The organism is Mesorhizobium prunaredense (assembly GCF_900156895.1).
GTDB classification, from domain to species: domain Bacteria; phylum Pseudomonadota; class Alphaproteobacteria; order Rhizobiales; family Rhizobiaceae; genus Mesorhizobium; species Mesorhizobium prunaredense.
Genome location: NZ_FTPD01000045.1, coordinates 313,250 through 325,891 on the forward strand (window position 1 = coordinate 313,250; position 12,642 = coordinate 325,891).

Below are 12,642 nucleotides of genomic sequence, written 5' to 3' on the forward strand. Positions count from 1 at the left end.
CCGGTAATTTGCGAAGGCCGGCGTGTTGGTGTATGCCGCGCCGCCTGAACCGTCTCAGCCCCTCCCTCCCGCTTTCCGGATCGCCAATGCCCCAGCCAGACCTTGTCATCTTCGATTGCGACGGCGTGCTCGTCGATTCCGAAATCATTGCCGCTCGCATCGAAGCCGAGCTTTTGACATCGGCCGGTTACGAGATATCGGCTGAAGAGATTTCCGAAACCTATGCCGGGCTGACCTTCAAGGACATCATGATGCGGGTCGAGGAAAAATCCCGCGTCCCATTCCAGGCCTCGCTGATCGATCGCGCCGAAGACCTGGTCGACCGCCGCCTGCGCAGCGACGTGCGCGCCATCGACGGGGTGCACGAGGCGGTCGCCGCAGTGACGGAGCGGCGCTGCATCTGCTCGAATTCGCGCACCGAGCGGATCGAATTCATGCTGGAGAAGGTGCATCTGCTGCCGTTTTTCAGCGGCCGGATTTTTTCCTCGCTGGAAACACCAAGCGGGAAATCCAAGCCGGCGCCCGACGTGTTTCTCTTTGCCGCGGCAAAGCTCCAGGCCGATCCGGCGAACACCTTCGTCATCGAGGATTCCGTGCATGGCGTGACCGGCGCCAGGACAGCCGGCATGCGTGTGATCGGCTTCACCGGAGCGGCGCACAGCTATCCCGGGCATGCCGACGCGCTGACCGAGGCCGGCGCCGAAACGGTCATCCGCCGCTGGACGGAGCTGAAAAGCGTGATCGCCGCCCTGTCGGAATGGTCCGCGGACGCGTGAAGCAGGCGTCCAAATGGACGCGCAGCTCCAAAGCCGCGGCTATTCGGCCGCGGCAACCTTCTTGTCGGTCTTCTTCGGCGGGCCCTCGTCATAGCCGGCGAACACCTGATAGTCCCGCGCGGTGGGCTCGGGAACGACAACGTTCGAATCGGTGAAGACGAACTGGGTGGCACTCGAGGGATTGGTAACCTGGACCTGATGTTGGTGAAGCTGCGAGTAAAGGACCTCCTTGCCATGCATCACAGCGATACGGATCGGCATGGTGATGGTGCCAGGGCTGAACATCGGTCCCGGAACGACCTTGCCGGCGACGGCGATCTTCATCGTCAGCGAGCCGTTGGCGCGGTTGCAGTCGCGGGTCACATCGGTGATCGAGGCCTGATAGACGATCTTGGCGGAATCGTCCTGCTGGTCGCTGCTCGCGTCAAGCGCGGCAGCTTCTGCATCCTCGGCGGCGGCTTTTTTCTTGGGCTTTTGGCTGCCCTTGGCATAGGTGTTGAAGAAGGCGGTGCCGTCGCGCAGCGTCACTTTCGGACAATAGGCCAGCAATTGGCTGGCGAGAACCTTGGGGTCCGGCGGTGGTGGCGGTGCCGTGTCCTTCTTTCCGAAGCCCAGCATGCTACTGCCGCCTGATTGGCAGCCGGCGGCAGTAAGCACAAAGCCGGTGAGCGCCAGACCCGCGACAAAACGACGGTTAAATGTATGAAACGCCATGAACTGCACTTCCCTCTCGCAAAGCGGGTGACGTATATCAACCGCGCGGCAAAAATGCGACTGAGCATGTACGGAAATTAACCACTTTGCCGCGGACAAAACCGCCCGGCAGCAATGGAACATGACGATGCGATATGTGAGTACCCGCGGGGAAGCGCCCGTGCTTGGATTTTCCGACGCGGTGCTGGCGGGTTTGGCGCGCGATGGTGGACTTTATGTCCCTGAAACCTGGCCGCAGTTTTCGGCAGCTGAGATCCGCGCCATGCGCGGCCTTGCCTATCCCGAGCTAGCCATCCGCGTGCTGTCGCCGTTTCTCGGCGGCGAGATCGCGATGCCGGTGTTCGAGCGCCTGGTGCGCGAAGCTTATGTGACGTTCCGTCACGAGGCGGTCTGCCCGCTGGTGCAGACCGGCTCGAACATGTTCGTTCTGGAACTCTTCCATGGCCCGACGCTTGCCTTCAAGGATGTGGCCATGCAGCTTCTCGCCCGGCTGATGGACCATGTGCTTGCCGAACGCGGCCAGCGCGCCAGCATTGTCGGCGCCACGTCCGGCGATACCGGCGGGGCCGCCATCGATGCCTTCGCCGGGCGCAACCGCACCGACATCTTCGTTCTTTTCCCGTACGGCCGGGTCTCGCCGGTACAGCAGCGGCAGATGACGACGTCCATCGCCGCAAATGTCCATGCGCTGGCGGTCGAAGGCAATTTCGACGATTGTCAGGGCCTGGTGAAGGACATGTTCAACGATCACGGTTTTCGCGACCGAGTATCGCTGTCCGGCGTCAATTCGATCAACTGGGCCCGCATCATGGCCCAGATCGTCTACTACTTCTCATCGGCGCTGTCGCTCGGCGCGCCCGACCGGTCGATTTCGTTCACGGTGCCGACCGGCAATTTCGGCGACATCTTCGCCGGCTACGCCGCCAAGAACATGGGACTGCCGATCGAGCGGCTGATCATCGCTACCAACGACAACGACATTCTGGCGCGCACGCTGTCGAGCGGCGAGTACCGCACGAAAGGCGTCTTTTCGACCACGTCGCCGTCGATGGACATCCAGGTCTCTTCGAATTTCGAGCGTTTGCTGTTCGAGGCGGCCGGCCGTGACGCCTCGACCGTGCGGCGCTACATGAGTGGCCTCAAGCAGTCCGGTGCCTTCACCATCGAAGCGGGCGAGATCGCCAGGATCCGCTCCGAATTCGACGCCGGCCGCTCGACCATGGACGAAGTCGCCGCCACGATCCGCTCGACGCTCGCAGCCAGCAACTATCTGCTCGACCCGCACACGGCCGCGGCCATGCACGTTGCGGTTGCAATGGCCACCAATGCCGTGCCGATGGTGGTGCTGGGCACCGCCCATCCGGCAAAGTTCCCGGCCGCCGTCGAAGCGTCCAGCGGCGTGTCGCCTGCCCTGCCCGCATGGCTAGGCGGGTTGATGACGTCAGAGGAAAAATACACGGTACTTCCATCCGACCTGAAAATGGTGGAAGATTATGTTAGCCGCCACACGCGGGCGGCAAGTTAGGGAGTATCAGCTATATGGGTGTTGAGGTAAGCCGTCTGTCGAACGGCCTGACAGTCGCCACCGAAACCCTTCCAAGCCTCGAATCCGTCGCTCTTGGCGCCTGGATCAAATCAGGCGCCCGCAATGAGCGTAGCGAAGAGCACGGAATGGCCCACCTGCTTGAACACATGGCGTTCAAGGGAACCAGAAGGCGCAGCGCCTTCGAGATCGCCTCCGAAATCGAGGATGTCGGCGGCGAGATCAATGCCGCCACCAGTGTCGAGACCACCTCCTATTATGCCAGGGTGCTGAGCGACGACGTGCCCCTGGCCGTCGATATCCTGTCCGACATCCTGCAGGAATCCGAGTTCGACCCGCAGGAGTTGGAGCGCGAGCAGCATGTGATCCTGCAGGAGATCGGCGCCGCACACGATACACCCGATGACGTCGTCTTCGACCACTTCACCGAGACGGCCTTCCGCCACCAGACGATCGGCCGCTCCATCCTCGGCACGCCGGAAACCGTCAAATCCTTCACCTCGAAGCAATTGCACAAATTCATCGAACGGCAATATGGCGCCGAGCGCATGGTCATCGTTGCCGCTGGCGACATCAAGCACGACAACTTCGTGCGCGAGGTCGAGAAGCATCTCGGCGGTTTCCGCAGCAAGTCCGACAACACCATGCCGCAATATGCGCAATATGTCGGCGGCGATTTCCGCGAGGACCGCGACCTGATGGACGCGCAGATCGTGCTGGGGTTCGAGGGCCGCGCCTATCATGTACGCGACTTCTACGCCTCGCAGGTCCTGTCGATGATCCTTGGCGGCGGCATGTCGTCGCGTCTTTTCCAGGAGGTCCGCGAAAAGCGCGGGCTGTGCTATTCGGTCTATGCCTTCCACTGGGGTTTTTCCGATACCGGCATATTCGGCGTCCATGCCGCGACCGGGCAGAGCGACATCGCCGAATTGGTGCCGGTGGTCATCGGCGAGTTGCAGAAGGTCGGCGAGAACATCCTGCAGGAGGAACTCGACCGGGCACGCGCCCAGTACCGTGCAGGCCTGATCATGTCTGCCGAAAGCCCAGCCAGCCGCGCCTCGCAGATCGCCCGGCAAATGCTTCTGTTCGGCCGGCCGATCGCCAAGGAAGAACTGATGGAACGGCTGTCGGCGCTGACGGTCGAGCGGTTGACGGACCTGTCGTCACGGCTGTTTTCGACCAAGCCGACGCTGACTGCCGTCGGACCGGTGGGCACGCTCGCTCCCTATGAGGCGGTCCTCGAGTCGCTTTCGGGCACGCAGACCACGGCCCGAAAGCTCGCCGGCTAAGTCCATCAAAGCGTCATGTTCGCGCTCCCTTTCTTTCGCCGTGACCTGCCGGCACTGAAGGGTGACCGGGTCACGCTGCGCGTGCCGCTGACCAACGACTATCGTGAATGGTCGGTGCTGCGCGGGGAAAGCCGCGCCTTCCTGGAACCCTGGGAGCCGCGCTGGAACCCCGACGAGCTCGACCGCACGGCCTGGCGGCATCGCCTCAGCCGCTATCGCGAAGACTATGCGCAGGGAACGGCCATAGCCTTCTTCATCTTCGACAAAAGCAACGGCAAGCTTGTCGGTGGAATCACCCTCGGCAATATCCGCCACGGCGTCGCGCAAAGCGGCCATATCGGCTACTGGATCGGCGAGCGCTACAGCGGCCGTGGCCTGATGACCGACGCGGTCAAGGTGGTGACGCGCTTCGCCTTCGATACGCTGAGGTTGCACCGGATCGAAGCTGCCTGTATTCCCGACAACGCCCGGTCGATCCGCGTGCTTGAAAAAGCCGGATTCCGGCGCGAAGGACTTCTCCGATCCTATCTCAGGATCAACGGCATCTGGCAGGACCACTACCTCTACGCCCGGATCGAGGACGATCCCCCGGGCGCGGAAACGAAGGACTGATTTTGACGAATTTCCTGCGAATCGGGTCGTTGTTCGCCTTTGTGCTGACGGCAATCGTCGTGCTCTGCGCGGCGTCCTCGGCCCTCGCCGTCGAACCGATCAAGATTGCCCGCGACGATGTGGCGCTCGACCTTTCGGGCGCCGTCGAAATCTACCGCAACCAGGGCGAGAATTTTCAGGTGTCGACTGCTCCGGGACCGGACGGCATCGTGCGGCGCATCGAGGTCGAGGCCAATGATGCGCGTTCGACCGGCGACTGGGCGGTGTTCGCACTTGCCAACACCACCGACCAGCAGCTCGACAGGCTGATCGTCGCACCGCATTTCCGGCTGGTGAATTCCGGTATCTTCTGGCCGGATCTCGGCTCGACCCGCATTGCCGCGATCACGCCCAGCGAGGGCTTCGCGCTCGACCGCCAGAGCAGCCCCGATGCTGATGTGTTCCGGGTGACGCTGAACCCCGGAACGGTGATCACCTTCATTGCCGAACTGGCGTCGCCCAAACTGCCGCAGGTCTATCTTTGGGAGCCGGAATCCTACAAGGATTCGGTCAATTCCTACACGTTGTTTCGCGGCATCGTCATCGGCATCGCCGGCCTCCTGGCGCTGTTCCTGACCATCCTTTTCGTCGTCAAGGGGACCTCGATGTTCCCGGCAACCGCAGCGCTCGCCTGGGCGGTGCTCGCCTATATCTGCATCGATTTCGGCTTTCTCAACAAGGTCCTGGAAATATCGCCCGGCAACGAGCAGATGTGGCGGGCCGGAACGGAGGTGGCGCTTGCAGCGACCTTCGTGGTGTTCCTGTTCGCCTATCTCAACCTCAACCGATGGCACGGCCATTTCAGCTACGGCGCGCTGGTCTGGATTCTGGGACTGCTGCTGATCGCCGGCGTTGCAATCGTCGACCCGGCGGTCGCCGCGGGCATCGCCAGGCTGTCCTTCGCCGCCACCGCGCTGACCGGCCTCGGCCTGATCATCTTCCTCGGCATACGCGGCTACGACCGTGCCATCATGCTGGTGCCCAGTTGGGTCATGGTCCTGTTGTGGCTATGCGGGTCGTGGATGGCGATCACCGGCATGCTCGACAACGACATCGCCCAGCCGGCACTGGGCGGCGGGCTGATCCTCATCATCCTGCTCATTGGCTTCACCGTCATGCAGCACGCCTTTGCCGGCGGTGCGCTGCATCAGGGCCTGTTCTCCGATCTCGAACGGCAGGCGCTGGCCGTGGCCGGATCGGGCGACACGGTGTGGGACTGGGACGTGATGCGCGACCGCGTCGTCACCAGGCCGGATGTCAGCATCCAGCTTGGCCTTGCGCCCGACAGCCTGGGCGGCGCTGCCCGCAACTGGCTGCCGGTACTCCATGCCGACGACCGCGACACGTTCCGTACGACGCTCGACGTGGTGCTCGAACACCGGCGCGGCCGGGTGTCGCAGAATTTCCGCCTGCGCGGCGCCGACGGGCACTATCACTGGTTTTCGCTGCGCGCCCGGCCGGTGATCGGATCGGACGGCGAGGTCATCCGCTGCGTCGGCACCATGGTCGACGTGACGGAGCAGAAGAAGTCCGAGGAGAGGCTGTTGCACGATGCCGTGCACGACAATCTGACCGGCCTGCCGAACCGGGAATTGCTTATGAACCGGCTGGAGGCGATCATCTCGATCGCGCGCACGGAAGAGAAGGTCCGTCCCACCGTCTTCGTCATCGACATCGACCGGTTCAAGCAGGTCAATGACGGGCTCGGCATCTCGGCCGGCGATACCATTCTGCTCACTGTTGCGCGTCGGCTGCACCGGCTGCTCAAGCCGAAGGATTCGCTGTCGCGCTTTGCCGGCGACCAGTTCGCGCTGATGCTGCTTTCCGAGCAGGACCCGGCCCGCATCGCAGCCGTTGCCGATGCCATCAAGCATGCGATCAACAATCCGATTACCTTTGCCAAGCGCGAGATCGTGCTGACCGCCTCGATCGGTCTGGTCACCTGGACCTCGGCGCAGAGTTCGGCCGACGACATGGTCAAGGACGCCGAGCTTGCCATGCACCAGGCCAAGCGTTTTGGCGGCGACAGGATCGAGCCGTTCCGACCCGCCTTCCGCACCGTCGGCACCGACCGGCTGCAGTTCGAGTCCGACCTGCGCCGCGCCATCGAACGGCGCGAGTTCACACTCGCCTACCAGCCCATCGTGCGGCTGGAAGACGGCAGTGTTGCCGGCTTCGAGGCGCTTTTGCGCTGGGATCATCCGCGTCGCGGCATGATCCCGCCAGGCGATTTCATCCCGGTCGCCGAGAGCTGCGGCCTGATCGTGCAGCTTGGCTTGTTCGCCATGCAACAGGCCGCCGAAGATCTGGCGGGATGGCAAAAGCAGATCGGCGACGCGCCGCTGTCGGTTTCGGTCAACCTGTCCAGCCGACAGCTCATCCGCCGCGATCTGGTCAGTGACGTTCGCTCGGTGATCGCGCGGGCCAATCTGAAGCCGCGCTGTTTCCGGCTCGAGCTCACCGAATCGCTGGTGATGGACAATCCCGAGCAGACGGCCCATGTGCTGAACAAGCTGAAGAAGCTTGGCATCGGCCTGTCGCTGGACGATTTCGGCACCGGCTATTCATCGCTGGCCTATCTGACGCGCTTTCCCTTCGACACGATCAAGATCGACAAGAGTTTTGTCGACGACACGACACCGAAGCGCGCGGTGCTGCTCAAATCGATGGTCAACATGGCGCATGAACTCGGCCTTTCGGTCGTGGCCGAGGGCATTTCGGACGAAAGCGATGCGCTCGAACTGCGCCAGATGGGATGCGAATATGTGCAGAGCTTCATGTTCGGCGCGCCGATGCCCGGTGATCAGGTTCTGAGGACGCTGAAGGAACAGTATCCGCTGACCCGGGCTTGATCTTGTTCATGTCGTTGTCCCAAAACCGCTGCCCATTTTGGGCGGCATGAGCCTGGCGATTGGCACCCGCTGGAGCGCATCGGCAAGGTCTCAGCTCCCGCGGCTCGGCACTCCATCAATAGTACGACCGGAGGTCACGCGACTGTGAACTGGGAGTATTGGTTTACGGCTCGCGCTGTGCATCATACCCTCTCCGCGAAATCGGTGCGAAGAGCAGACTCGCTGACAATTCAGCCTGCTGGCTGGAGTCACCGGGTCACGATGGAGGCCAACTGATGAATTTCGACAAGATTTCTGCCTGGGCTCCGGTGTGGTTAAGCGTCGTGAGGATCATGTCGGCGCTGCTGTTTCTGGAGCACGGAACTCAAAAGTTCTTCAATTTTCCGCCCGCTCCCGAGCCGATGCAACTGTCGGGGCCTCTTGTGATTCAGGGATTGATCGAGCTGATCGGAGGCGCGCTGCTTGCCCTCGGACTCTTCACCCGGCCCGTCGCGTTCATTCTGTCCGGCAACATGGCGGTCGCCTATTTCATGGCGCATGCGCCGCAAAACTTCTTTCCGGTAGTCAACCAGGGCGACTCGGCGATCCTCTACTGCTTCATTTTCCTGTACTTCTTTTTCGCGGGAGGCGGCGCGTGGAGCGTCGATGCGGCCCGTCGCGGGAGCGGCCTCGCGACGCCCTGAATAGGATCGCGAGGGAACTTCCTGGGCGGCTTCCAGCGGAGCATGTCCGACAGCCTGCCAGGTCGAAATGATAAGAAGTTTCGGCTCCGCTGATCGTCGCTTTCGGGCCCTTCGCTGGACATTCCCCAACACGAGATACGCGCCCAGGCTTCTCTTAGGGCGGCCATTGCCGCACTTTCAACCCGTCGCTTTCCCTTATGCGGGCATCAAATCCCGCATGATCGCGACCGTACTGCTCGTGTCTGGGTGCCTTATGTCGGCGATGGAGATAGTTCTCGGGAAGACCGAGGCGACGGCACGACTGGACGGCCGGAGATGAAGGGAGCACGATGCGCTCGCAGATTGCAGCCGTCGTCTTCACAAAAGCACGCTCCCACGGCTTCAACGTCCAGTGGTCGCCGAGTGCCAACCGCTTGCGGACCCAGCGCGGTAGGATCTCGACAGCCGCCTTCAGAAATGGCCGCTGAAGCGGTTGAGCCACTCCCGGCAAGACGGGAACGTCTTCCATGATCTGCAGGAATTCCAGGACGATCGGCGATGCGGCGAGTCGTTGCCTCATCACGTCGAACAGCGCGTAAAGCTCGGCCTGCGACGTGGGCGCGCCAACCGCACCATAGAGAAGCGCGACCGGGCGAGCCTCGGCGAACATAGCATCCCGTTCGAAAAAATGCAGTCGATGCACATAGACCTGATAGGCCTCCATGAAACCAAAACCGGCCGTCGCTTGCACCCAGTCCAGCAACTCCGGGTCGGTGGCGTGGTATGGCTCACCTTCGCTGGTTCGGCCTGAAACGCGCCCATGCATCCTGACCACGCCTTCAATCATGGCCTTGGCCTTGGTCCGGGGACCGTAGACCGTGACCAAGGCGGCGAGGCCGGTACGCTGTAATCGTCGGAGAGCGTCGGAGCTGAATGTGCTGTGCTGCCAAATGGCGTCGCGAACCCGCGGCTCTGCCAATTCGAGCAGCACCGCCGCAACCCCGCCGATGAACAGCGCAACCGGGTTCTTGAAAATACGCCACGACACCGAGTTGGGCGGCAACAGCGCCGGCTCCCCCTGCGGGGTCGAGAAGTCCATCTGAGATCCGAGCCGCTGGCGCATGAACGACTGCGCAAGAGTATCCACACGACGCCCAAGCGGGCGAGGCAGAGGAAGGGTGCCCGAATTGCCAAACATGCTCCGACTCTCCTGGCAACGCGTGTGGCTGGCGGATGCAGCACGAACGTCTTGGCCCTTCCGTCGTTCCAAAGATTCAAACTGGCGCGCTGCATAACTCCGCAAGAACACCGCCCGGATAGTCGTCACGAACCCGGTCGCGCCGGCCCTATGGGGCAAGATCGAGCGCCGGCACGATTCTGTGATAGGGCAGCCCCGCATCGTCGTTTAGTCGCTTCACGTCGACATCGGAGGCAGCGTCAAACAGGCACATGCAGCGCCCGTCCTCCGGTGCGAAGGTCGAGCGCAGGTAGCTGATGTCGGTGCCGTTGGAGGTCATCTCGGCGGCTTTGCTGATCGCCGCCTTCTGCGCATCTCCCAGAGCTTCCATGCTGATGCCCTTGAGATCGCGTTCCACCATGTAGACAGTCATTTCCAGATCTCCTCCTGTGAACAGTGACCACAGGAGTTGAATGCAGCGGCGGGCGAAAGAGAACGACATTTTTTCTATCGATCGATAGCCGACAGTTATCGATGAAACGATTACAATGTCGTTTCGGAACCGCCTCGGGAGGGCTCGCCATGGAGATGTTTCAGGTCCGCTACGTGCTTGCCGCCGCGAAGATGCTGAACTTCACCAAGGCCGCCACCGATTGCAATGTGTCTCAACCGGCGCTCACCAAAGCGGTCAAGACGCTCGAGGATGAGCTTGGCGCGCCCTTGTTCCACCGCGAGGGAAAGCGCGTCCTCCTGAGTGAGTTCGGGCGCTCCATTCTGCCGCATCTTCAGCAGATCATGCAGGAGGCCCACGCAACCAGAACGCTTGCCGACAATTTCAGGCTACTCAACCAGGTGCCGATCCGCCTCGGCGTCATGTCGACCATCGGCCATGTGAAACTCGCCCGGTTCCTCGCAAAGTTCCAGCGCGACTATCATGGCGTCGAACTTGAAGTTAGCGAGGCGAGCGTTCAGGAACTGAAAAACAGGCTTGAGCAAGGCGATCTCGATCTTGCCGTTCTCAATCCGCTGGAGGGATTGGGAGCGGCGTTCCGCGTCCATGATCTCTACTGTGAGCGTTACGTCGTCGTATTCGCGCCGGATCACCGGCTTGCGAGCCTCAATGCAATCAAGTTGGTCGATCTCTCTCAAGAACCCTACGTCGATCGTCTGTCCTGTGAAATGCGGGACCTGGTGATGGGTGCGTGCCGGGAAAGAAACGTCAGCCTTTATGCCCGCTTTCGTTCCGAGCGCGAGGATTGGATCCAATCAATGGTGCTGGCGCGGATCGGCTTCGCCTTCATGCCTGAATATTCGGTGACATCGCCTGAACTTTTGCAGCGTCCGCTGATCGAACCCGCGGTGGCACGCACGGTGTCCCTGGCTAGCGTTCCGGGCCGGCCCTATAGCCCGGCGACGGCGGCAATGGTCCGAGCTGCCCAGACGTTCGATTGGCCAGGCTAGGCGTTTATCGCTGAGGCTTGAGCTATGCTGATTTGAGATGCGTCAGATTCAACTTTTCGGCCGCTCGGCCCACGTGGCACTCGTCGTGCACGATCTCAAACAGGACGAGGAGGTTGAGGTCTGCGCGGGATAGGTCAATTCTGTTCAGCATATCGATGAAATCATATCACTGGATTCAGCATCATTGAAGTGCGATCTCCTGAGCAAGCGGAGCAGCGCAAGGCGCGCTTCGCATCGGAAACAGATGCAGGAGCACCCGCATGCCAGTATCACGACGTTCCCTTCTCGCCGCAGCAAGCGCTGGCGTGGCATTGTCACAAACTGCAAGATTAACGAAAGCCTCGGCACAGGCTCTTGAGGAGCATGCTATGGACCAGACGGTTGCCGATCTCGTCGAGCGGTCTGCGGAAGCAAATTCGGCACTGATGCGCGGGGAGATAACGAAATACTACGAGATGATCCCACATACCGAGGACTTCCTGCTGATGTCTTCATTCGGAGGAAAGCCCACGCGGGCTTCTGAACTGACTGCAGAGCGGATCGAGGCGATGGGCCGCTTTTTCAAGAACGGCACCTTCGAGCACGAACTTCTTCAAGCCTATGGTTCCGCCGACATGGTGGTCCTCGCGATCATTGAACGCCCGCACGTCGAGGTCGGCGGTCTGCCGGCCCAGGATTGACCGCTGCGGGTTACCTTGGTCTATCGCCGCGAAGAGGCGGAATGGCGCTTGGTACATCGGCACGCTGACCCCCTGGTCAAGGGCGTGAGTCTGGAGCAGGCGGCGGCCCTTGCACGCGGCGAAGCCGCGTGATGCTGAAAACGGCTGAAAGCAACCCCTGAAGTCAGGGCCACGTTGCCGAGCCTGATCGCGCCTTGCGGATCCTCGAAACGCGAGGCGCTGACCCTCATTCTTCGGCCGCTTCGCCTATGCGAGCCTGACTGCCCGAAAGCCGAGCTGGCGATCGCCACGTGGCGCCCGGACGACGAAATCCCGTTCTTTCGCGAACTGCGCCGCGTCACGGAGCGCCATCTGGGCGCCATCGCCGATCAACGGTACAGCTTCGGGGAAGCGGCTCCACTTGAGGCGCTGCTGCGAGACGCCGGCTTCCACGAGGTCCGATCGAGGATTGTTTTGCGCACCATCCATTTCGGGGAAGGCGTACCTTTCCCGCATTTGAATACGATGGCGCTGGTCGGGATGAGTTCCTTAGCCAAGGAATTGAGTGATCAGGAAAGCAAGCGCGTCGTGGAGGCGATCGTGAGCGAGAGTGCGCCCGTGCTGCAGCCATACACCATCGGGTCGGGACTGGCCTTCGAGCTCGGCACCAATCTGGCGACAGCCAAAGGCTAAATGATCTCTCACCAACGGAGAACTCGTTCGATCGAGTATTATGCCGAGAATGGCTGCTCATGCACAATCTGCCGTTCGAGAACCGAAAGGATTGCCCCGCTGCGGTCGAGGGCAGACCACCTCAGGGAAATTTCTGCTCGCAATCGAGAGGCTTCACAAGCAACG

12 protein-coding genes and 1 pseudogene are annotated in these 12,642 nt (G+C 61.7%); 9 read left to right on the forward strand and 4 right to left on the reverse strand.

Going from position 1 to position 12,642, the window contains the following annotated elements; genetic code table 11:
• Positions 1–86: 86 nt before the first annotated feature.
• Complete coding sequence (locus BQ8794_RS25295; RefSeq protein WP_077381320.1) at positions 87–776, forward strand: HAD family hydrolase; 690 nt, start codon at positions 87–89, stop codon at positions 774–776.
• A gap of 39 nt (positions 777–815) precedes the next feature.
• On the opposite strand, the gene BQ8794_RS25300 is transcribed toward BQ8794_RS25295, so the two are convergent.
• Entirely contained in the window at positions 816–1,490 is a 675-nt protein-coding gene (locus tag BQ8794_RS25300) for a hypothetical protein (protein ID WP_077381321.1), read from the reverse strand.
• Between the two features lie 127 nt (positions 1,491–1,617).
• Here BQ8794_RS25300 and thrC point away from each other — a divergent pair, with 127 nt between their 5' ends.
• The 5 genes from thrC to BQ8794_RS25325 all read left to right on the forward strand — a co-directional run bounded on the left by thrC (position 1,618) and on the right by BQ8794_RS25325 (position 8,508).
• Positions 1,618–3,015 carry a threonine synthase gene (gene thrC / locus BQ8794_RS25305; protein ID WP_077381680.1) on the forward strand — a complete coding sequence of 466 codons (1,398 nt, stop codon included), beginning with the start codon at positions 1,618–1,620 and terminating at the stop codon, positions 3,013–3,015.
• A gap of 14 nt (positions 3,016–3,029) precedes the next feature.
• Positions 3,030–4,322 carry a M16 family metallopeptidase gene (locus tag BQ8794_RS25310; protein ID WP_077381322.1) on the forward strand — a complete coding sequence of 431 codons (1,293 nt, stop codon included), beginning with the start codon at positions 3,030–3,032 and terminating at the stop codon, positions 4,320–4,322.
• A gap of 15 nt (positions 4,323–4,337) precedes the next feature.
• Positions 4,338–4,934, forward strand: coding sequence for a GNAT family N-acetyltransferase (locus tag BQ8794_RS25315; RefSeq protein ID WP_023799303.1), 597 nt, complete (start codon positions 4,338–4,340; stop codon positions 4,932–4,934).
• Positions 4,935–4,936: 2 nt separating this feature from the next.
• Entirely contained in the window at positions 4,937–7,825 is a 2,889-nt protein-coding gene (locus BQ8794_RS25320; RefSeq protein ID WP_077381323.1) for an EAL domain-containing protein, read from the forward strand.
• Between the two features lie 275 nt (positions 7,826–8,100).
• On the forward strand, positions 8,101–8,508 hold the full coding sequence (locus BQ8794_RS25325; RefSeq protein ID WP_077381324.1) for a DoxX family protein: 408 nt from the start codon (positions 8,101–8,103) through the stop codon (positions 8,506–8,508).
• Between the two features lie 154 nt (positions 8,509–8,662).
• On the opposite strand, the gene BQ8794_RS25330 is transcribed toward BQ8794_RS25325, so the two are convergent.
• Both BQ8794_RS25330 and BQ8794_RS25335 read right to left on the reverse strand, forming a co-directional pair.
• Entirely contained in the window at positions 8,663–9,685 is a 1,023-nt protein-coding gene (locus BQ8794_RS25330; RefSeq protein ID WP_077381325.1) for an oxygenase MpaB family protein, read from the reverse strand.
• Between the two features lie 148 nt (positions 9,686–9,833).
• Positions 9,834–10,097 carry a DUF4242 domain-containing protein gene (locus BQ8794_RS25335; RefSeq protein ID WP_077381681.1) on the reverse strand — a complete coding sequence of 88 codons (264 nt, stop codon included), beginning with the start codon at positions 10,095–10,097 and terminating at the stop codon, positions 9,834–9,836.
• A 149-nt stretch (positions 10,098–10,246) separates the two neighbouring features.
• Between BQ8794_RS25335 and BQ8794_RS25340 the strand changes: the two genes are divergently transcribed.
• The gene (locus BQ8794_RS25340) at positions 10,247–11,125 is read left to right on the forward strand and encodes a LysR family transcriptional regulator (RefSeq protein WP_167378836.1); all 879 of its coding nucleotides are present in this window, start codon (positions 10,247–10,249) and stop codon (positions 11,123–11,125) included.
• Between the two features lie 40 nt (positions 11,126–11,165).
• On the opposite strand, the pseudogene BQ8794_RS36775 reads toward BQ8794_RS25340, so the two are convergent.
• Positions 11,166–11,276 (reverse strand): annotated as a pseudogene (locus BQ8794_RS36775) (LysR family transcriptional regulator); the annotation flags it as partial.
• 217 nt (positions 11,277–11,493) lie between these two features.
• Between BQ8794_RS36775 and BQ8794_RS25345 the strand changes: the two are divergent.
• Together BQ8794_RS25345 and BQ8794_RS25350 are read left to right on the forward strand one after the other, a co-directional pair.
• On the forward strand, positions 11,494–11,805 hold the full coding sequence (locus BQ8794_RS25345; protein WP_244555098.1) for a hypothetical protein: 312 nt from the start codon (positions 11,494–11,496) through the stop codon (positions 11,803–11,805).
• Positions 11,806–11,979: 174 nt separating this feature from the next.
• A complete protein-coding gene (locus tag BQ8794_RS25350) occupies positions 11,980–12,477 on the forward strand; it encodes a hypothetical protein (protein ID WP_077381327.1) in 498 nt (165 codons plus the stop codon).
• Positions 12,478–12,642: the final 165 nt, after the last annotated feature.

Bases quoted from the DNA above. Each gene is read 5' to 3' on its own strand.
- BQ8794_RS25295 (WP_077381320.1), top strand. From the start codon at position 87: ATGCCCCAGCCAGACCTTGTCATCTTCGATTGCGACGGCGTGCTCGTC.
- BQ8794_RS25300 (WP_077381321.1), bottom strand. From the start codon at position 1,490: ATGGCGTTTCATACATTTAACCGTCGTTTTGTCGCGGGTCTGGCGCTC.
- thrC (WP_077381680.1), top strand. From the start codon at position 1,618: ATGCGATATGTGAGTACCCGCGGGGAAGCGCCCGTGCTTGGATTTTCC.
- BQ8794_RS25310 (WP_077381322.1), top strand. From the start codon at position 3,030: ATGGGTGTTGAGGTAAGCCGTCTGTCGAACGGCCTGACAGTCGCCACC.
- BQ8794_RS25315 (WP_023799303.1), top strand. From the start codon at position 4,338: ATGTTCGCGCTCCCTTTCTTTCGCCGTGACCTGCCGGCACTGAAGGGT.
- BQ8794_RS25325 (WP_077381324.1), top strand. From the start codon at position 8,101: ATGAATTTCGACAAGATTTCTGCCTGGGCTCCGGTGTGGTTAAGCGTC.
- BQ8794_RS25330 (WP_077381325.1), bottom strand. From the start codon at position 9,685: ATGTTTGGCAATTCGGGCACCCTTCCTCTGCCTCGCCCGCTTGGGCGT.
- BQ8794_RS25335 (WP_077381681.1), bottom strand. From the start codon at position 10,097: ATGACTGTCTACATGGTGGAACGCGATCTCAAGGGCATCAGCATGGAA.
- BQ8794_RS25340 (WP_167378836.1), top strand. From the start codon at position 10,247: ATGGAGATGTTTCAGGTCCGCTACGTGCTTGCCGCCGCGAAGATGCTG.
- BQ8794_RS25345 (WP_244555098.1), top strand. From the start codon at position 11,494: ATGGACCAGACGGTTGCCGATCTCGTCGAGCGGTCTGCGGAAGCAAAT.